This window comes from Corallococcus sp. CA054B, assembly GCF_003611625.1.
Classification (GTDB): Bacteria; Myxococcota; Myxococcia; order Myxococcales; family Myxococcaceae; genus Corallococcus; species Corallococcus coralloides.
Genome location: NZ_RAVY01000116.1, coordinates 14,675 through 31,892, shown reverse-complemented (window position 1 = coordinate 31,892; position 17,218 = coordinate 14,675). Strand labels below are relative to the sequence as shown.

18 protein-coding genes are annotated in these 17,218 nt (G+C 71.3%); 3 read left to right on the top strand and 15 right to left on the bottom strand.

The genetic code is table 11. The annotated features are described in order from the left end of the window. Nucleotides 1–199 precede the first annotated feature (199 nt). Nucleotides 200–1,024, top strand: coding sequence for an SIS domain-containing protein (locus tag D7V80_RS25410; RefSeq protein ID WP_370452537.1), 825 nt, complete (start codon nt 200–202; stop codon nt 1,022–1,024). Here D7V80_RS25410 and D7V80_RS25405 read toward each other — a convergent pair whose 3' ends face one another. From D7V80_RS25405 to mutM, 9 genes are all read right to left on the bottom strand, one after another. Beyond that, nucleotides 1,025–2,395: a hypothetical protein gene (locus D7V80_RS25405; RefSeq protein WP_120590627.1), complete on the bottom strand. Its 1,371-nt coding sequence runs from the start codon at nt 2,393–2,395 to the stop codon at nt 1,025–1,027. Continuing rightward, the gene (gene folK, locus D7V80_RS25400; protein WP_014399260.1) at nt 2,392–2,931 is read right to left on the bottom strand and encodes a 2-amino-4-hydroxy-6-hydroxymethyldihydropteridine diphosphokinase; all 540 of its coding nucleotides are present in this window, start codon (nt 2,929–2,931) and stop codon (nt 2,392–2,394) included. The genes D7V80_RS25405 and folK overlap by 4 nt, the downstream gene beginning before the upstream one ends. Continuing rightward, nucleotides 2,928–3,695 carry a fumarylacetoacetate hydrolase family protein gene (locus D7V80_RS25395; protein WP_014399261.1) on the bottom strand — a complete coding sequence of 256 codons (768 nt, stop codon included), beginning with the start codon at nt 3,693–3,695 and terminating at the stop codon, nt 2,928–2,930. Before D7V80_RS25395 ends, folK begins: the two co-directional genes overlap by 4 nt. Continuing rightward, nucleotides 3,692–4,510: a 4-hydroxy-tetrahydrodipicolinate reductase gene (gene dapB / locus D7V80_RS25390; RefSeq protein ID WP_120590626.1), complete on the bottom strand. Its 819-nt coding sequence runs from the start codon at nt 4,508–4,510 to the stop codon at nt 3,692–3,694. The genes D7V80_RS25395 and dapB overlap by 4 nt, the downstream gene beginning before the upstream one ends. Nucleotides 4,511–4,526: 16 nt before the next feature. Continuing rightward, nucleotides 4,527–5,414 (bottom strand): 4-hydroxy-tetrahydrodipicolinate synthase, encoded by an 888-nt coding sequence (dapA, locus tag D7V80_RS25385; protein ID WP_120590625.1) that lies wholly within the window; start codon nt 5,412–5,414, stop codon nt 4,527–4,529. Between the two features lie 16 nt (nt 5,415–5,430). Continuing rightward, nucleotides 5,431–6,672, bottom strand: a complete 1,242-nt coding sequence (gene lysA, locus D7V80_RS25380) for a diaminopimelate decarboxylase (RefSeq protein WP_120590624.1) — start codon at nt 6,670–6,672, stop codon at nt 5,431–5,433. Continuing rightward, nucleotides 6,669–6,884: a hypothetical protein gene (locus tag D7V80_RS25375; RefSeq protein ID WP_120590623.1), complete on the bottom strand. Its 216-nt coding sequence runs from the start codon at nt 6,882–6,884 to the stop codon at nt 6,669–6,671. Before D7V80_RS25375 ends, lysA begins: the two co-directional genes overlap by 4 nt. Nucleotides 6,885–6,887: 3 nt before the next feature. After that, nucleotides 6,888–8,756: a TIGR04551 family protein gene (locus tag D7V80_RS25370; protein WP_233585712.1), complete on the bottom strand. Its 1,869-nt coding sequence runs from the start codon at nt 8,754–8,756 to the stop codon at nt 6,888–6,890. A 79-nt stretch (nt 8,757–8,835) separates the two neighbouring features. After that, the gene (gene mutM / locus D7V80_RS25365; protein ID WP_120590621.1) at nt 8,836–9,738 is read right to left on the bottom strand and encodes a bifunctional DNA-formamidopyrimidine glycosylase/DNA-(apurinic or apyrimidinic site) lyase; all 903 of its coding nucleotides are present in this window, start codon (nt 9,736–9,738) and stop codon (nt 8,836–8,838) included. Between the two features lie 150 nt (nt 9,739–9,888). On the opposite strand from mutM, the gene D7V80_RS25360 reads away from it, so the two are divergent. Next, on the top strand, nt 9,889–10,713 hold the full coding sequence (locus D7V80_RS25360; protein ID WP_120590620.1) for a M48 family metallopeptidase: 825 nt from the start codon (nt 9,889–9,891) through the stop codon (nt 10,711–10,713). A gap of 32 nt (nt 10,714–10,745) precedes the next feature. On the opposite strand, the gene D7V80_RS25355 is transcribed toward D7V80_RS25360, so the two are convergent. Both D7V80_RS25355 and D7V80_RS25350 read right to left on the bottom strand, forming a co-directional pair. Further along, the gene (locus D7V80_RS25355) at nt 10,746–11,795 is read right to left on the bottom strand and encodes a YihY/virulence factor BrkB family protein (protein WP_120590619.1); all 1,050 of its coding nucleotides are present in this window, start codon (nt 11,793–11,795) and stop codon (nt 10,746–10,748) included. A 118-nt stretch (nt 11,796–11,913) separates the two neighbouring features. Next, nucleotides 11,914–12,816 (bottom strand): MTAP family purine nucleoside phosphorylase, encoded by a 903-nt coding sequence (locus D7V80_RS25350; RefSeq protein WP_120590618.1) that lies wholly within the window; start codon nt 12,814–12,816, stop codon nt 11,914–11,916. A 95-nt stretch (nt 12,817–12,911) separates the two neighbouring features. On the opposite strand from D7V80_RS25350, the gene D7V80_RS25345 reads away from it, so the two are divergent. After that, nucleotides 12,912–13,727: a hypothetical protein gene (locus tag D7V80_RS25345; protein WP_120590617.1), complete on the top strand. Its 816-nt coding sequence runs from the start codon at nt 12,912–12,914 to the stop codon at nt 13,725–13,727. A gap of 71 nt (nt 13,728–13,798) precedes the next feature. Here the strand turns inward: D7V80_RS25345 and D7V80_RS25340 are convergent, their stop codons facing one another. The 4 genes from D7V80_RS25340 to D7V80_RS25325 are packed head-to-tail and all read right to left on the bottom strand — an operon-like array spanning nt 13,799 to nt 17,205. After that, nucleotides 13,799–14,680 (bottom strand): ATP-grasp domain-containing protein, encoded by an 882-nt coding sequence (locus D7V80_RS25340; protein ID WP_233585710.1) that lies wholly within the window; start codon nt 14,678–14,680, stop codon nt 13,799–13,801. A 12-nt stretch (nt 14,681–14,692) separates the two neighbouring features. After that, a complete protein-coding gene (locus D7V80_RS25335) occupies nt 14,693–15,643 on the bottom strand; it encodes a DMT family transporter (protein WP_120590616.1) in 951 nt (316 codons plus the stop codon). After that, entirely contained in the window at nt 15,616–16,641 is a 1,026-nt protein-coding gene (gene queG, locus D7V80_RS25330) for a tRNA epoxyqueuosine(34) reductase QueG (protein ID WP_120590615.1), read from the bottom strand. Before queG ends, D7V80_RS25335 begins: the two co-directional genes overlap by 28 nt. A gap of 3 nt (nt 16,642–16,644) precedes the next feature. Continuing rightward, complete coding sequence (locus D7V80_RS25325) at nt 16,645–17,205, bottom strand: cob(I)yrinic acid a,c-diamide adenosyltransferase (protein ID WP_120567657.1); 561 nt, start codon at nt 17,203–17,205, stop codon at nt 16,645–16,647. Nucleotides 17,206–17,218: the final 13 nt, after the last annotated feature.

The following is a 17,218-nucleotide window of genomic DNA, read 5'->3' as shown; positions in this document are numbered from 1 at the left end:
CCCCGGCCGCGCGCCGTCCCCTGCCCCCCTGCGTCCGGAGGCGCGTGACGCGGACGACGAGGCCGCGCTCACCTACGCGCGCGGCGTGCTGGAGGCGGAGGCCCGCGCGATATTGGGCGTCACGGACCGGCTGGGGGACGCGTTCCTGCGCGCGTTGAAGCTCGTGCGCGACTGCCCGGGCCAGGTGGTGGTGACAGGCATGGGGAAGGCGGGCCACATCGGCCAGAAGCTGTCCTCCACGCTGGCGTCCACCGGCATCCGCTCCGTGTTCCTCCACCCCGCGGAGGCCGTGCACGGAGACCTGGGCCGCGTGGGCCCGGGCGACGTCATCCTCGCGCTGTCCAACAGCGGCAGCACGGAGGAGCTCTTGCGCCTGCTGCCCCTCTTCAAGCGCATGGGCACGCCGGTGGTGGCGCTCACCGGGGACGCGGACAGCCCGCTCGCGAAGGGCGCGGAGGTGGTGCTGGACATCGGCCGCATCGAAGAGGCCTGCCCCATGGGCCTGGTGCCCACCGCGTCCACCGCCGCGCTGCACGCCGTGGGCGACGCGCTGGCGATGACGCTCCTGCGAAGCCGCCCCTTCGGGCGGGACGACTACGCGCTCTTGCACCCGGGCGGGAAGCTGGGGCGCTCCGTGCTGCGCGTCTTCGAATTGATGCGCACGGGCCCCGCGAACCCGCTGGTGCTGGACACCGCGCGGCTGTCCCTGGCGGTGGTGGTGATGACCAACACGCCGGGCCGGCCGGGCGCCGCGTGCGTGGTGGACCGCGACGGGAAGCTGGAGGGCATCTTCACGGACGGCGACCTGCGCCGGCTGGTGGAGAAGGGCCACACCGACTTCGAGGTGCCGGTGCGCGAGGTGATGGGCAAGCGCCCGCGCTGCATCACCCCGGACATGCTGGTGCTCACCGCCGCCGCGCAGATGCGCGAGCTGAGGGTGGACCAGCTGCCCGTGGTGGACGTCGAGGGCCGGGCGGTGGGCCTGCTCGACGTCCAGGACCTGCTGGCGGCGAAGTTCGTCTAGTTACTGCGACAGCTTCGCCTGGAGCGCGGCCTTGTTGGGGTAGTTGGGCACGTCCTGGGACAGCTTCTCCCAGAGGGCCTTGGCGCCCTTCGCGTCGCCCTTGGCGAGCAGCGTGTCGCCCAGCTTCTCCACCGCGGCCGCGTCGGACTCCAGCGCCACGCTCCACACGCGCGCGCCCATGGGACGGCCCAGGCCCACCAGCGCCCAGGCCATGCCCGCCTTGGCGCGGCCGTTCTCCGGCTGGAAGGGCACCACGCGGGTGTAGTTGGCCAGGGCCTCCTGGTAGCGGCCGCGCGCCAGGTGCTCCTCGCCCTCCTCCACCAGCTTGGTGAGGCCCGCCTCCAGCTCAGGCGTGCGCTCGGTGTTCTTCACCGCGTCCACCATCTCCGGCGTCAGCGGGCGCGGCGCGTCCGACGGCATCGCGGCGGCCTGCGCGGTGTTCTGGGACAGGCGCACCTTGCGGTCCGCGGCGCGCGTGGCGAGCCACTTCTTGCGGCCGCCCGCCTTCGAAATCTCCGCGATGCGCACGCTCAGCTCGCGGGCCATGGGCGCGCGCTGGGACTGCGGGTACGCCGTCACCAGCGCGTCGAAGCCCTGGCGCGCGGCCCCGAGCGCCTGGAGGTCCTCGCCCTGCGTCTCGAAGAGCAGCGCGGAGTGGGCGTAGAGCGCCTCTTCGTGGCGGGGCTCCACCTCCAGCACGCGCGCGTACGCCTTCAGCGCGTTGGCGGTGTCACCGCCCAGGTACAGCGCGTTGCCGCGCAACGTGTCCACGTCCAGCGCGGGCACCAGCGCGGCCAGCGCGCACGCGGCGGCGCCGGCGGCGTCCCCGGACTTCGCGCGGGCCTGCGCCACGGCCTCCATGGAGTCCAGCGCCTGGCCCGGCGTGAAGCCGCAGTTGGCGGCCTGCGGGGTGGGGATGGCGGCCTTGCCCAGCTTCTTGCGGGACGCGAGGAACAGCGAGCGCACGCCGTCCGCCTTGGCCTGCGCCTGGCCCAGGTAGGCCAGCGCCTCCGTGTTGCGGCCGTTCATGTAGTAGAGCCGGCCCAGCGACGAGGCGATCTCGAAGGTCTTCTCCCGCTCGCGCAGGCCCTCGGACGAGTCGAGCTGCTTCATCAGCTCCTCGGCGGAGGGCGGCAGCTTGTTCGCGTCCACCGTGGGGTGGCCCGACGGCAGCGGCGTGCCCGGCGCCACGGGGGAGCCCGCGGGCATCGTGGGGTGGCCGGGAGGCAACGCGCCGTTGGCGGCATTGGCGCCCGAGCCCATGGCGGGGGAGGCCTGGGTGCCGGGCGGAATCGTGGGGTGACCAGGAGGCAGGGAGGAGGGCTCGGCCGCGAGCAGCGCGGTCGTGGCCAGGACGAGGGACAGGCTCATAGTTCGTGGACGGGGAAACGGGCGCCCATGTCGGGCCAGTAGAGGGCCTCGCGCTTGCGGACGTCCTGGGGGGCGAGCTTCGCGAGCAGCTCCTGCACCGTCACGCCCAGCACCGGGTGGCGGGCGTCAGGGGCCAGCTCCGCCAGGGGCTCCAGCGCGAAGCGGCGCTTGTGCAGTTCGAGGTGGGGCACCTGGAGGTTCGCGTCCGCGACGACGCAGTGGTCCTCCTCGTCCCACAGGAGGATGTCCAGGTCGATGGTGCGCGGGCCCCAGCGCTGCATCCGGCGGCGGCCCAGGTCCTGTTCAATCCGCTGGAGGATGCACAGCAGGCGCTGCGGCGTCAGGTCGCACTCCAGCGCCACCACGGCGTTGAGGAAGCGCGGCTGCGCGGGCCCCACCGGGGCCGTGTCATAGAGGGAGGAACAGCCCAGCACCGACACCGCGTCGATGCATGAAATCGCGGCGAGGGCGGCCACGAGGTGGGACTCGCGGTCTCCCTCGTTGGAACCCAGTCCTACATAGACGGTCGCACTCAAGGCTCCATCTCAACCGGGTTCACCAGGGTTCCGATTCCCTCCAGCTCCACCTCCACCGTGTCCCCGGCCTTGAGCGCCCCCACGCCGGACGGAGTGCCCGTGCTCACCAGGTCGCCGGGCAGCAGCGTCATGATGTGGGAGATGAAGGAGACCAGGCGGGCAGCGCTGAACACCATGTCGGACGTGCGGCCATCCTGGCGCACCTGTCCGTTCACCCGGCACACCACCCGCAGGTCCGCGGGGGACAGGCCCGTCACGGCCCAGGGGCCCGCGCAGGCGAAGGTGTCGTAGCCCTTGGCGCGGGTGTGCTGGATCTCCTTGCGCTGGATGTCGCGCGCGGTGACGTCGTTGAAGCAGGTGAGGCCCCAGATGGCGCGCGCGGCGGTGGCCTCGTCGGCGTTCTTCAGGCGCTCACTGATGACGAGCGCCAGCTCCGCTTCGTAGTGGACCTCCTGGCTCGCCTTGGGAATGCGGATGGGCGAGCCCGGGCCGTTGAGCGCGGTGGAGGGCTTGGTGAAGATGAGCGGCTCCGTGGGGATGGGCTTGCCCATCTCCTCCGCGTGCTTGCGGTAGTTCTGGCCAATGCAAACGACCTTGGACGCGTCCGAAGGCGTGAGCAGCGTGAGCCCCTGGAGCGAGCGGCGCAGGCCGGTCTCCTTGCCGCCGGCCCACGGCGCGGCGGTGAGCACCACCACCTCGTTGCCGTCGACGCGGCCGTAGCTGGCGCGGCCCTCGACCTGGAAGCGGCAATAACGGGCGGTCATGTCTTCCCCTGGAGGCCGAGCACGTCGGCCATGTCATAGAGTCCCGGCGCGCGGCCCGCCACCCAGCGCGCGGCCCTCAGCGCCCCTTGCGCGAACTGATCACGGTTCGTCGCGCGGTGGGTGAGCTCGATGCGCTCGCCCTCGCCGAAAAAGTAGACCGTGTGCTCGCCCACGACGTCCCCGCCGCGCAGCGCCTGCACGCCAATCTCACCCGTCGGGCGGGCGCCCGTCTGCCCCTCGCGCGCGAAGGTGAGGTCGTCCTTCGAGCGGCCCAGCGCGTCCACCAGCACCTCCGCCAGCTTGAGCGCGGTGCCGCTGGGCGCGTCCTTCTTCATGCGGTGGTGCGCCTCCAGCACCTCCACGTCGAACGACGGGCCCAGCACGCGCGCCAGCTCCGCGGCCATGCGGATGACCAGGTTCACGCCCACGGACATGTTGGGCGCCGCGACGATGGGAATCCTCTTCGCGTGCGCCTCCAGCTGCGCGCGCCCCTCCGGCGCGAAGCCCGTGGTGCCCACCACCAGCGCCACGCCGCGCTCGGCGCAGACCTTCGCGTGGTGCAGCGTGGCCTCCGGGCCGGTGAAGTCCACGACGACGTCCGCCTTCGCGCCGTCCAGCGCGCGGCCCAGGTCGTCGTGCGCGAGCACGTCCAGCGGAGAACCCAGCCGGGCCACGAGCCCCGCGTCCTGACCGGAGAGGGGGCTGCCCGGGCGCACCGTGGCGCCCACCACCGGAAGGTCGCTGGCGGCCTTCGCCAGGCGCACCAGCGTGCTGCCCATGCGGCCGGAGATGCCGGTGATGACGGTGCGGGTCATGGCGCGTGTTTCCTTCTCAGGCCTTCAGCAGGCCCAGCCCGGACAGCTCGGCCTTCAGCTTCGCGGCGTTCGCCTCGCCCATGGGCACGAGCGGCAGCCGGACTTCCGGGCCGAACATGCCCATCAGGTGCAGCGCCCACTTCACCGGGATGGGGTTGGACTCCACGAAGAGCAGCCGGTGCAGCGCGTTCATCCGCACCTGGAGGCCGCGCGCCTTCGCGATGTCGTTGCTCCGCGCCGCCGCCACCAGGTCCGCCATCATGCGGGGCGCGACGTTGGAGGACACGGAGATGACGCCCTTGCCGCCGCACGCGATGAAGGGCAGCACCGTGAAGTCGTCTCCGGACAACAGCGTCATCCGGTCGCCGCACTTCTCCACCAGGTCCACCGCGCGGATGAGGTTGCCCGTGGCCTCCTTCAGCGCCACGACCTCCGGGATGTCACACAGCTGGAGCACCGTCTCCGGCAGGAGGTCCACGCCCGTGCGGCCCGGCACGTTGTAGGCGATGAGCGGGAAGCCCGGGTGCGCCTTCGCGATGGCGCGGAAGTGCTCCACCAGGCCCGCCTGCGTGGGCTTGTTGTAGTAGGGCGTGACGATGAGCGCGCCGTTGGCGCCCACCTCGCGAGCGCGGCGCACGGACTCAATCGTCTCGCGCGTGCTGTTGCTGCCCGCGCCCGCCACCACCGGCACGCGGCCCTTCACCTCGTCCACGACGACGGCGATGGCGCGCGCGCGCTCGTCGGCGTCCATGGTCACGGCTTCGCCGGTGGTGCCCATGGGCAGCAGCACGTTCGTGCCGCCGTCCAGCTGGAAGCGCACCAGGGCCCGGAAGGCCCCCTCGTCCAGCGCGCCGTCGTGGAACGGAGTCGCCAGCGCCGTCATGGAGCCTTCGAAGGTCTTCATGCCGGCGCTTATACGTTCAGGCCCGCTCGCCGCGCCAGAGGTCCTCGACGCGCTCGCGCTCCCGCACGACACGCCAGGCCGCTCCGTCCACCAGCACCTCCGCCGGCCGGGGCCGCGAGTTGTAGGTGGAAGCCATGCTCATCCCGTAAGCCCCGGCGCTCATGAAGGCGTACAGGTCGTCCTGGCGGGGCAGCACCAGGGGGCGCGCCCGCGCGAGCACGTCCGTGGACTCACACACCGGCCCCACGACGTCCACCTCCACGTCCCGGCCGCGGCGCTTCACCACCGGCTGCAGGTCGTGGTGCGCTTCGTAGAGGGCCGGGCGCAGCAGGTCGTTCATGCCCGCGTCCACCACGACGAAGGTCCGCGCCTGGGTGGGCTTCCTGTACAGCACGCGCGTGAGCAGCACGCCCGCGTTGCCCACGAGCGCCCGCCCGGGCTCCAACAGCAGCGTGGCCCCGGTGCCTTCCGTCGCGTTGAGCACCGTGCGCGCGTACTCCTGGGGGCTGGGCGGCGTTTCGTCCGAATAGGTGATGCCCAGCCCGCCGCCCACGTCCAGGTACTCCAGCGCGTGGCCCCGGGCGTTGAGCGTGACGTAGAGGTCCGCCACCTTGGTGAGGGCGGCCTTCATGGGGGCGGTGCGCGTGAGCTGCGAGCCGATGTGGCAGTCCAGCCCCAGCGCCTGGAGCCCCTTCATCTTCTTCGCCTTCGCGTAGAGGGCGACCGCCTCCTCGAAGGGCACGCCGAACTTGGACGTCTTCAGGCCGGTGGAGATGTAGCGGTGCGTGCGCGCGTCCACGTCCGGGTTCACGCGCAGGGCGAACGGCGCGCGCTTGCCCAGCTTGCGCCCCACGGCATCCAGCGCCTCCAGTTCCTCCGCGCTCTCCACGTTGAAGAGCAGGAGGCCCTGGGACAGCGCCTGGGCCATCTCGTCCGGCGTCTTGCCCACGCCCGCGAACACGGTCCTGCCCGGTTCGCCGCCGGCCTGCTTCACGCGCGCCAGCTCGCCGCCGGACACGATGTCGAAGCCGCTGCCCAGCCGGGCGAAGAGGCCCAGGATGGCCAGGTTGGAGTTGGCCTTCACCGAATAGCAGATGAGGTGCTTCTGCCCCTGGAACGCCTCCGTCACCGCCTGGAAGCGCTCCGTGAGCGCGGCGGTGGAGTAGACGTACGTGGGGGTGCCCACCGCGTCCGCGATGGCGGGCAGCGGCACCTGTTCGGCGTGCAGCACGCCCTTCCGGTGGTGGAAGGCGCTCACTCGGGCAGCCCGGCGTCCGAGGTGGCCGGAGGCACCGTGGGGCCCGAGGGCTCCACGGGCCCGCGCGGCGACTGCTGCGCGGGCACCGTCTCCGCGGTGGGCGGGGGCAGCGGCGCCGGACGGGGCGCGCGGGGGTTGCCCTTGATGCCGCACGCCACCAGCGCGAGCGTCAGGCTGGTGGCGGCGCACAGCCGCGGGAGCGAGGAGCGCATGGGCTAGAACCGGATGGCCAGCATGCCGCGGATGGCGTGCGCGGTGCTGAGCTCCTGGCCCGGCAGACCCAGGTCCTTCAGGCCGTCCAGCGGGAAGAGGATGCCGTAGTCGATGCCCGCCACGAAGCCGTCCTCCGTGACGTAGCGCGCGCCGATGTCCGCCTCCAGGCCCAGGCTCCTGCTGATGGAGGACGGCGTGGACTCCGCGTAGAACGCCTGCGAGTAGATGACGCTGCCGTAGACGTCGAAGCCCTCCGCGATGGAGTACTTGAGGCCCGGCTTCACGTAGAACGCGTCCGTGACGCCATTGAGGATGGACCGCCACAGGATGAGGTCCACGCGGTAGTCGCGGTTGAAGCGGAAGTTGCGGATGGCGTTGTCGCTGCAGCCGCCGTTGTCGCAGCGGTACTGACGGCCCTCCACGTCGCCCGGCGCGGTGTTGCCGTCCGAGCCCGAGCCCTGGCGGCCCGGGTAGTTGCCGAAGCCCGGCGCCCTGTCACCGGAGGCGAAGCCCGCCTCGATGCCCAGGTGCAGCTTGTTCTCGATGACGTGGAACTCCGTCTGGAGCACGCCGCCGAACTGCGCCACGCGCAGCGACTGGGTGGTGGGCTCGTTGGCCGTGGTGGCGCGCCCGTCGATGGTGCCCAGCTGCGCGGCGAACTCCGCCTCGATGCGGAACTTCTTCTCCTGGTACTTGAACCACAGGTCCGGGATGTAGAGCGTGCCGCCGCGCGGGACGAACGCCGGCGTGGTGACGGTGACGGGGATGGAGGGGTTGGCGTCCTCGAAGGGGACGCCCGTCTCCGTCAGGGTGGAGTACCGCTGCGTGCGGTAGGTGAAGTACAGGCCGTAGTTGAGGACGCCCTGGTTGTTGTCCAGCTTGGCCTTCTGCTGCTGGTCGGTGTCGCGCCGCGCGATGGCCAGCACCAGGCTGTGCGCGTCGTCGGACTGGGTGAGGTCCACCGGCTCGCCCAGGGCGTTGGCCTTCTCCGTGGACAGCCCCTCCGAGTTGAAGTCCAGCATGGGCGTCACGTACCAGCCGGCGAACGGCTCCGTGACGAACTGGATGCGGTCCACCGTGTCGCCGTAGTCGCAGTCCAGGCAGTTGCCGTCGTTGCGCAGCATGCCCAGGCCCCAGTGGCTGCCCATGCGGCCGAAGCGCAGGATGCCCACCGGCGTCGTCACCTCACCGTACGCGCGCCGCACGATGACGGAGTCCTTCCATGCGTTGACGGCGGAGTTGGACGGGGACTGGTTCTCGGAGAAGAGCGTGAAGTTGTTGCGCCCATCCCCGCTGTAGGCGCTGTCCGGGTTGGAGCCCAGCAGGACGTTGTCCAGCGCGTCCACCTGCGCCTTGATGCGCACGTCCTCGGAGACGTTGAAGGACGGCTCCAGGCGGAAGCGCATGTTGGCGCCGGCCTGGGTCTGCTCGGAGGCGGAGCGCGGCGAGCGCGTCCACAGCTGGCGGCCCAGGGGCGTGCCGGAGGGCAGCGCGGGCTTGCCCAGGTCGAACTTGTAGAAGAGCACGGGGCGCACGCGCAGGTAGCCGTCCAGCGTGAACAGCTCCAGCTTGCGCTTCTCCTCCGTCCACTCCTCCTGCCAGTCGTTGTTGGCCACGGCCTGGGTGGCCGTCTGCGCGCGGATGTCCTCGCGCAGTTCCTGACGCGTGGCCTCCAGGCGCTGCTCCAGCTCCTCGCGGCTGACAGAGCCCTCGGAGGCGGGGGCGGGGGAAACGGCGGCCGGAGCCGCGGGAGCCGCGGCGGGAGCCGACTCCTGGGGTGCCGAGGGCGAGGTGCCACCATCGGGCACCGGCGTCTGCGCGGTGGCCGTGGACGAGGCGACGAGCAGCGCCGCCAGCAGGACGTGAGACATGGTCAACGGTCTCCGGGGCCGCGACATGACGCGGCCGGGTGTAAAGGGCGGGCGATTCAAGCCATGCCCCCCTGGGGTGTCAACGTCTACGGGATCGGGGTTTTGGGCCGGCAACGGCGGAAGCCGGCCCCTTCCCCGCCGCCGTCCCCTTCCGGGACGCGCGGACAGCAACCGTGGAGAGCGGCTGACATTTCGGACAGAAATGCGTGGTGCGCCCACCCTGGGTGAAGGACTCCACCGTCGTACCGCACTTCGAGCAGGGCCCCGCCGCCCGTCCGTAGACGCGGAAGCGGTTCACGGACCCTGGCTCCTCCAGATAGGTGATGTCCTCGCCCTCCTGCTCCTTGAAGGCGAAGTCGAAGGCGGCGTGGATGGCCCGGGCCAGGTGCTTCCAGTCGTCCGGCGTGAGGGTGCCGGGCTTGCGCGCCGGGTGGAGCCCCGCGCGGAAGAGCGCCTCCGCGGCGTGGATGTTGCCCAGGCCGGCGACGCGGCCCTGGTCCATCAGCGCCACCTTCAGGTCCTGCTTGGAGTCCCCCACCGCCTCCTGGAGCTGGGGGCCGGTGAGCCCTTCGGTCAGCGGGTCGCGTCCCAGGGCCTTCACCGCGGGCAATTCCCACAATTCCTTCGCGGGCACGGGCTCCATGCGGCCAAAGAGGCGTGGATCACTGAAGTGGACCACGTGGCCGTCCTCCAGGTGGAAGCGGGCGCGGCTGTGGGGGACGGGCTCGCCCTCCTTGCGGCGCACGAACTTGCCCGTCATGCCCAGGTGGGCCATCAGGCCGTGGCCGCCCTCCAGGGTGATAAGCAAGTACTTCCCCTTGCGCTCCAGGGCCGTCACCCGCCCGGTGAGCCGGGTGAAGTGGGGCAGCTCCGCGCCCCGGAAGACGCGGGTCGCATCCGCTTCCGCGCGCACGATGCGGTGGCCCTTGAACCAGCGCTCCAGGTTGCGCCGGGCGATCTCCACTTCCGGTAGTTCAGGCATCCAGGCGCCGGGGCATACCACCGGACTGTTTCCGGTGCATGTCCCCCGGTGGATGGCGCTCCGGGAAGGTGCTTGCCCGGGATGCGGAGGCGCGGCTACGACGGGCCCGGAAAGCTTCCACCCACTGAGCAAAGAAGGGACGACTCACCCATGCAACGGATGGTCACCGCACTGCTGACCCTCACCCTGGCCTCGGGCCTCTCCACGGGCTGCACCAAGCAGCGCGTGGGCGCGGAGAAGGCGATCGCCAGTGTCCTCATCTCCGACCAGCAGGAGAACGAGCTGGGCCTCCAGGTGAAGAAGGAGCTCGAGACGAAGGAGAACATCAAGTACGTGGAGGACCCGGAGGTGCTGGCGTACGTCCGGGGCATCTCCCAGCCCATCCTCGCGCAGGCCAACAAGGACCGCTCCGGGGTGAAGTGGAAGGTCAACGTCATCAACGACCCGAAGACGGTCAACGCCTTCGCCACGCCGGGCGGCTTCCTCTACGTGTACACGGGCCTCCTGCTCGCGGCGGACACGGAGGCGGAGCTGGCGGGCGTGATGGCGCACGAGGCGGGCCACGTGGTGGGCCGGCACTCCGCGCGCGCCATGGTGAACGCCTACGGCCTGCAGGCCATCACCCAGGTGGCGCTGGGCCAGAACCCCGGCACCGCAGCGCAGATCGCCGCGCAGCTGGCGGGCGGCGGGCTGCAGCTGGCGCACGGCCGCAGCGAGGAGACGGAAGCGGACGAGTACGGCGCGAGGTACGCCTCCGGCGCGGGCTTCGACCCCAACGGCCTCATCACCTTCTTCCAGAAGCTCCAGAAGGAGCAGGGCTCCACGCCGGGCGTGCTCAAGTGGCTGTCCACGCACCCCACCAACGAGGACCGCATCGCGCACCTGCGGAAGATCATCGCGCAGCAGGGGCTCAAGGGTGACCGCAACACCGCGGGCGGGCTGACGGCCATCCAGGCGAGGCTGCCCAAGCAGTAGTCAGTCGCCCCTTCCGGGTCCCCGGCGCTTCTTCAGTGCACGGACGGGTTGTCGCTCCCGTCCGGCATGAGGCCCGGGGGCTCCGGGTCCTTGCCCTCCGCCACGCGGCGCTTGCGCCTGAACAGCGCGAGCCGCGTCTTCCGGGCGCTGGCGGCGCTCTTGGCCGCGCCGGGCGTCTTGAGGGGCGGCTCCAGGGGCGCGGGCTGGCCGAAGTCCCGCGCGCCCTTGGCCTTCCCCTCCGCGGAGGCGTGTTCGAGGATGGCGTTGAGCTCCCCTCCGAGGATGAAGATGAGCCCGGAGATGTAGAGCCACAACATCAGCACGACCACGCCACCGATGGAGCCGTAGGTGACGTCGTACTTGCCGAAGTGCTCCACGTACTGGGTGAAGCCCCAGGTGCTGCCCAGCCACGCCAGCGTGCCAATCACGGAGCCCGGGGTGATGTACTTGAAGCGCTGCTTCACGTCCGGCAGCAGGTAGTAGCAGAGCGACAGCATCAGCATCACCAGCGCCGCGGTGAAGGGCCAGCGCAGCCAGGACCAGACGAGGTGGAACTCGTCGATGAGCGCCAGCTTGTCCGCCACCCACGCCCCCACGCGCCCGCCCAGGAGCAGGATGGCGAAGGACAGGGGGATCAGCAGGCCGCCCATCAGCGTCACCAGCAGCGCCAGGCCCTGCGTCTTCCAGTAGGGCCGGGACTCCGACACGTCGTAGGCCAGGTTGAGCGCCTTGCGCAGGGCATCCACGCCGCGCGACGCGGTCCACAGCGCCACGACGAGACCCACGGTGAGCAGCCGGGGGCGCGTCTCGCCGACGATGGCGGTCAGGTGCTGGCTCACCACGCCCAGCGCGTCGCCGGGCACCAGCGGGCGGATGCGGTCCATCATCGCGTCCACGGCGCCAGGCGCGAACGGCATGTACGCCACCAGCGTGACGAGGAAGAACAGGAAGGGGAACAGGGAGAAGATGAAGTAGTAGGACAGCTGCGCCGCCAGGTCGGTGACGGTGTCCTCTTCAATCTCCTTCCAGAAGCGCCGCGCGAACTCCCTCCACGTCAGGTACTTGAGCCGTGGCAGCCCCATGTGGTTCCCCCTCCGGGTCTGTGGGGAGCCAATGTGTGGACGGCCCGGCCATTCGGCAGCAGGCGGCCAGCCGAGCGCTCGCGGCCAGAGGCACCGGGGATGTGCCGGGTGTTGAACGCTAGACGAGTCCGGAGGGCAGGTAGCGGCCCAGCAGCGGACGCAGGCGGCTTTTCACTTCGGCGGGGATGCGGGTGCGGTCGGTGAAGATGGCCAGCGCCAGCGCGCTGGCACAGCGGCAGGTGGTGGGCGTGCTCGCGATGCGGGGCAGCGCGCGGCGCAGGAGCGCGGCGCCGTGAGCGGTGACGGCGTCCAGCCGCTGGGTGAACTGCGGCAGGAGCGCTTCGGGCTCCTGGCCTGCGGGCTGCGAGCGCCAGGAGTCGTGGTCGGTGGGCAGCGCGATGAGGGCGTAGTGCAGCTCCGCCTCGCGGGCGAGCCGCGCCTCCGGCATGGCGGTGAGCCCCACCAGGTCCCCGCCCCACGTGCGGTACAGCTGGCTCTCCGCCTGGGTGCTCAGGGAGGGGCCCTCGATGCAGACGTAGGTGGCGGAGGAGTGCACCTCCGTGTCGCTCGTCGTGTCGCTCTTGGGGGCCGCGTCGATGAGCGTCTGGCGCAGGGTGGCGCAGAAGGGCTGGGCCAGCTCCACGTGCACGGCGACGTCGTCGTAGAAGGTGCAGGGGCGGCGGTAGGTCCGGTCGATGACCTGATCCGGCAGGGCCAGGTGCAGCGGCTGGATGGCGTCACGCAGGCTGCCGACAGTGCCGGTGGCGATGACGTGGGTGACGCCGAGTGACTTCAGGGCGAAGAGGTTGGCGCGGTAGGGGGCGCGGGTGGCGTTGTGGACGTGACCCTGGCCGTGGCGGAAGACGAAGACGATGGGGACACCGTCCAGCTCCGTGACGATGAGTGGGGCGCTGTGGGGCCCGAAGGGCGTCTCCACGGAGAGGTGTTCGCCGCGCCCCTGGAGTCCCAGGGCCTGGTAGAGGGCCTGGCCCCCGATGATGCCCACCTTGACCGCCGCCATGCGTCTCCTCTCGCCCGGTCGCCGGGCGTAGGCCTGACGATATCGCGGGGGGCTCGCCCAGGAAGCGCGGAAGACTGGTAGCTTTCACATTTGCCATGCGTCTTCTTCCGCGCCTCGTCGTCCTCAGCGTCCTGTTTGGAACCCCTGCCCTGGCCGGTCCCGTCCCGCCCGGCTGCGAGGAGGACGCCACCACGTGCAAGGAGGACTGCACCATCGAGTACGGCGGCAACGGCTCCGCCCTCAAGAAGCTGACGCGCTGTTTCGACGGCTGCCTGGAGACGCGCGCCCAGTGCACCCGCCGGTTCAACGCGGTGAACAACCGGGCGCCGGACGCACCGGATGCCGCGCCCGAGCGCCGGATGAGCAAGACGGAAGCGGCCAAGCTGCGCGAAATCAAGGAGAAGGACCGCCGCCGCGAGGAGGACCCCTTCGGCGACGAGGAGAACAAGCAGCCGCTCGCGAGGCCGGTGCGCGACTCCTACGATGATCCGCCGGAGCCGCCCCCGGAGCGCACGGGCTACCGCGCGTCGGACGAGAAGCCCGCGAAGAACAACGGCCGGCAGCAGGCAGCCGTCCCAGCGAAGGCCCGGGAGCCGGCGCGCACGCCGCCCCCGCCCTCTCCCGCCGTGGCGCCCGAACCGGAGCCCCGGCGCGCGGAGCCCCCGGACATCGAGGCCTTCTCGGAGCCGCCGCCCCGCGCGGATCCGCCCCCGCGCAAGCCCGAGCCGAAGCCCGTGGTGGCCGAGCCCACGCAGCCGAGCCGCTCCGACGACGACGACCTGCCGGCCCCGCCGCCTCCGCCGGTGGCGAAGAAGGAGCCGCCGCCCCGCATCGCGGAGCCGCCGCGGCCCACCGTTCCGGCGGAGCCCGCCCGGAAGGACATCTCCGAGTGGGACCCCAACGGCGACTGACGCCGTCTGCCGCACGAGCACGCAGCCAGAAGCCCTCCGCGAGGCAGCCTGCCTTCGGGGGGCTTCTTTCTTCAGCCCGCGCGCTCGCGCTCCACGTCCAGGACGCGCTGCCAGAGCGCGAAGGGTGACACGCCCACGTAGCCGCTCTCCTGGCCGTCGTTGCACTCGATGACGATCCACCGGCCGGACACCTCCTGGGCCACGTCGACGACGAGGAACGGGAGCGCGACCCGGCGCGCCGCTTCACCCGCGAGCGCCAAGGCGTCCCGCTCTTCCTGGGGCGTCAGCGCGTACGGCGCCCCCTGCCACCAGTAGGGCCCGAAGCCCACCAGCTGCTGCCGCCACCAGAACGTGCGGAACTCGAACGAGCGCGGCAGCGCGTCCGCGCCCTGCGTGTCGTCCACGCGCCGCAGGGGCCGCAGCTCGCGGCACACCACCTGCTGCCAGTGCAGGATGTCGTCCTGCGCGTAGGTGTCCATGGCCTGACGGAAAGCCTCCGGCCCCTCGATGATGGAGAGGGACTTGCGATGGCGGCTGGTCTGCCGCGCGCCCTTGAGGAACACCGGCCAGCCCAGCTGCGCCTCCACCGTGCGCGCATCCGGGGGCGTGTCGAACCAGCGGCTCCGGGGCGTCAGGTCCTCCAGCAGCGGATACCAGTGCGGCAGCTCCGTCGCGAGCAGGTGCTGCTCCGGGGAATGCACCAGCCGCACGCCCTGCGCCTCCAGCTCGCGGTAGCGCTCCGCGTAGTCGGGCCACGCGCCCGCGCGCGCGATGACTTCGATGGGCTCGTCCGGCAGCACGTACGGCCGGCGGCACGCGAAGAACCGGTCGAAGGCGAAGTCATAGACGCCCTTCCCCGTCGCCGCGGAGAGCAGCCACAGGCGATCCTCGACCTTCAGGAGGTCCTCTCCGGGACGCAGCATGGACGGCAGCGTGCGTCCGCCGCCCTTCACGGGTCAACGCCTTCAGCCCGCGCGCACCACCACCGGCGCGGCCTTCACCGGCGCGCCCTGCGTCAGCCGCACGCCCACGAGCACCAGCGCGCCCCCCAGCGCCAGCTCCCAGTGCAGCAACTCATCCAGGAAGAGCCACGCGACCAGCGCCGTCACCGCCGGTTGCAGGTTGGAGAAGATGGCCACGCGCGACGCGGGCACCTTGGACAGCGCGTAGGACCAGAGCAGGTACGCCACCACCGACGTCATCAGCCCCACGTACACGATGGAGGCCTTCGCCGCGGCGCTGGAGGCCCACACCGACTCGGGCTCCAGCACGAACGGCGCGAGCGGCAGCTGCAACACCGTGGCGACCGTCATCGTCCAGGCCGTCGCGCGCAGCGGTCCATGCTCGGTGGCCAGGGACTTTCCTTCCGTCGTGTAGACCACCCACGCCACCACCGCCGCGAGGATGAGCAGGTCGCCCTCCAGCGTGCCCCGCGCGCTCGCGAGTCCCCGGCCCAACAGCAGCACCACCACGCCCACCAGCGCCGTGAGGATGCCCGCCGTCGTCCGCGTGGAAGCCCGCTCCCGGCCCAGCACCAGGCTGGCCACGTACACGCCCAGCGGCGTGAGCGCGTAGAACAGCGCCGCGTGCGCCGCCGTGGAGCGTGACAGGCCGGAGAAGAACAGCGTCTGGTTCACCGGCCCGCCCATCAGGCCCAGCAGCACGATGCGCGGCCACGCATGACGCGGCGGCAGCTTGCGCCCCGGTGTCAGCGCGAGCAGCGCCACGAACGCGACGCCGCAGACGAGGAAGCGCCACAGCACCACCGTGAACGGCGACAGCTCCGTCATCGCCCGCTTCGCGGCCAGGTACGTGCCCGCGCTGATCAGCACCTGCACCGTCAGCGCCGCGTACACCCGCCCGAGCGGCGGAGCCTCGGCGGACGGCGTCACGGCTCCAGTTGCAGAAGCGCCCATCGTGCGGCGCTGCGTACCAGCTCGCTGTCGTCGCCGCTGAGTTTTTCGAGCAGCGGCCGGGCGTGCGCCTGCCGTGCGACGCCCAGTGCATAGACAGCGTTGCGCCTCAAACCGTCGTACCGCGCGCGCGCCAGCGCCGTGCCTGGAATGAGTTCCTTGTATTGCTCGGGTGTCAGCGCCGCCAGCTCCAGCGTGCCCAGCGACGCCACCGCGCGGGGCATGAAGCGCTCGTCGTCCGCGAACACCGGCTTGCGGTTCAGCGGGCACACCTGCTGGCAGATGTCGCAGCCGAAGATGAGGTTGTCGAACTTGAGCCGGAACGCCTCCGGCACGTCACGGTCGCGGTTCTCGATGGTCTGGTACGACAGGCACGCGCGCGCATCCACCTGCCGGTTGCCCACCAGCGCGCCCGTGGGACACGCCATGAGACACCGCCGGCAGGAGCCGCACCGGTCCGCCACCGGTCCGTCCGGGTACGCGTCCACCTCCGCGTCCAGGATGAGCGTGGCCAGCAGCACCCACGAGCCGTGCGACTCCGTGATGAGACAACCGTTCTTGCCCACGTAGCCCAGGCCCCCGCGAGCGGCCCAGACCTTCTCCATCATGGGCCCGCTGTCCACGCCGCCATAGGTGCCCAGCCCCGGGTACCAGGCGTTGAGGGTCTTGCGGAACGCCTTCATCCGGTCGCGCAGCGTGGAGTGGTAGTCGCGGCCCCTCGCGTACCGCGCGATGGGTGAGCCCTGCGACGGCTCATCGTCCCGCCAGTAGTTGTTCGCGAAGGACAGCACCGTGCGCGCGCCCGGAAGGAGCACCGACACGTCGAGCCGCTCCTCCGCGCGCGACCCCATCCAGTCCATGTCCGCGTCGTAGCCGGCCTCCAGCCACGACATCAGCGACGACGGCGGAATGGGCTCCGCGCGCGCGAAGCCGATGAGGTCGAAGCCCACGTCCTGGGCGAGCTGCCTCAGCCGGGCAGTGGGCAGTTGCGTCGCGTACACGGCTTACTTCGTCGGCTTCTCGGGGATCCACTTCACGTCCGGCAGGCCGGCGCGGAAGTTCACCAGCCGGGCCACCACGAAGAGCAGGTCCGACAGGCGGTTCAGGTACATGGCCACGGCGGGCGGGGCCTTGTCCTCGCGAAGCAGCGTCACCACCCGGCGCTCGGCGCGGCGGCACACCGTGCGGGACAGGTGCAGCGCCGCGGCGGCTTGCGAGCCACCCGGGAGGATGAAGTGCGTCATCTTCGGCAGCTCCTCCTCGTAGCGGTCGATGTGGCGCTCCATCTCCTCCACCCACTCCGGGCGCAGCTCCGGGATGTGGGCCGCCGCCTTGGTGTGCGGCGGCGTGGCCAGCACCGCGCCCACCGTGAAGAGCTGGTCCTGGATGCGCTGGAGGAAGTGCTCCAGGTCCGCCGGCAGCGGGAACGTGCGGGCAAGGCCCAGCGTGGCGTTGAGCTCGTCCACCTCGCCGTAGGCGTCCACCAGCGCGTCGTCCTTCGCCACGCGGCCACCGCCGAAGAGGCCCGTCTCCCCGGCGTCGCCGGTCTTCGTGTAAATCTTCATGGCAGCCCTTTTT

Coding starts and splice junctions, on each gene's coding strand:
- D7V80_RS25355 (WP_120590619.1), bottom strand. CDS start 11,795: ATGGGGCTGCCACGGCTCAAGTACCTGACGTGGAGGGAGTTCGCGCGG.
- dapB (WP_120590626.1), bottom strand. CDS start 4,510: ATGACCCGCACCGTCATCACCGGCATCTCCGGCCGCATGGGCAGCACG.
- D7V80_RS25345 (WP_120590617.1), top strand. CDS start 12,912: ATGCGTCTTCTTCCGCGCCTCGTCGTCCTCAGCGTCCTGTTTGGAACC.
- D7V80_RS25395 (WP_014399261.1), bottom strand. CDS start 3,695: ATGACCGCCCGTTATTGCCGCTTCCAGGTCGAGGGCCGCGCCAGCTAC.
- D7V80_RS25405 (WP_120590627.1), bottom strand. CDS start 2,395: ATGAGCCTGTCCCTCGTCCTGGCCACGACCGCGCTGCTCGCGGCCGAG.
- D7V80_RS25375 (WP_120590623.1), bottom strand. CDS start 6,884: ATGCGCTCCTCGCTCCCGCGGCTGTGCGCCGCCACCAGCCTGACGCTC.
- D7V80_RS25325 (WP_120567657.1), bottom strand. CDS start 17,205: ATGAAGATTTACACGAAGACCGGCGACGCCGGGGAGACGGGCCTCTTC.
- mutM (WP_120590621.1), bottom strand. CDS start 9,738: ATGCCTGAACTACCGGAAGTGGAGATCGCCCGGCGCAACCTGGAGCGC.
- D7V80_RS25360 (WP_120590620.1), top strand. CDS start 9,889: ATGCAACGGATGGTCACCGCACTGCTGACCCTCACCCTGGCCTCGGGC.
- D7V80_RS25350 (WP_120590618.1), bottom strand. CDS start 12,816: ATGGCGGCGGTCAAGGTGGGCATCATCGGGGGCCAGGCCCTCTACCAG.
- dapA (WP_120590625.1), bottom strand. CDS start 5,414: ATGAAGACCTTCGAAGGCTCCATGACGGCGCTGGCGACTCCGTTCCAC.
- D7V80_RS25335 (WP_120590616.1), bottom strand. CDS start 15,643: ATGGGCGCTTCTGCAACTGGAGCCGTGACGCCGTCCGCCGAGGCTCCG.
- D7V80_RS25410 (WP_370452537.1), top strand. CDS start 200: ATGGGGAAGGCGGGCCACATCGGCCAGAAGCTGTCCTCCACGCTGGCG.
- D7V80_RS25370 (WP_233585712.1), bottom strand. CDS start 8,756: ATGTCTCACGTCCTGCTGGCGGCGCTGCTCGTCGCCTCGTCCACGGCC.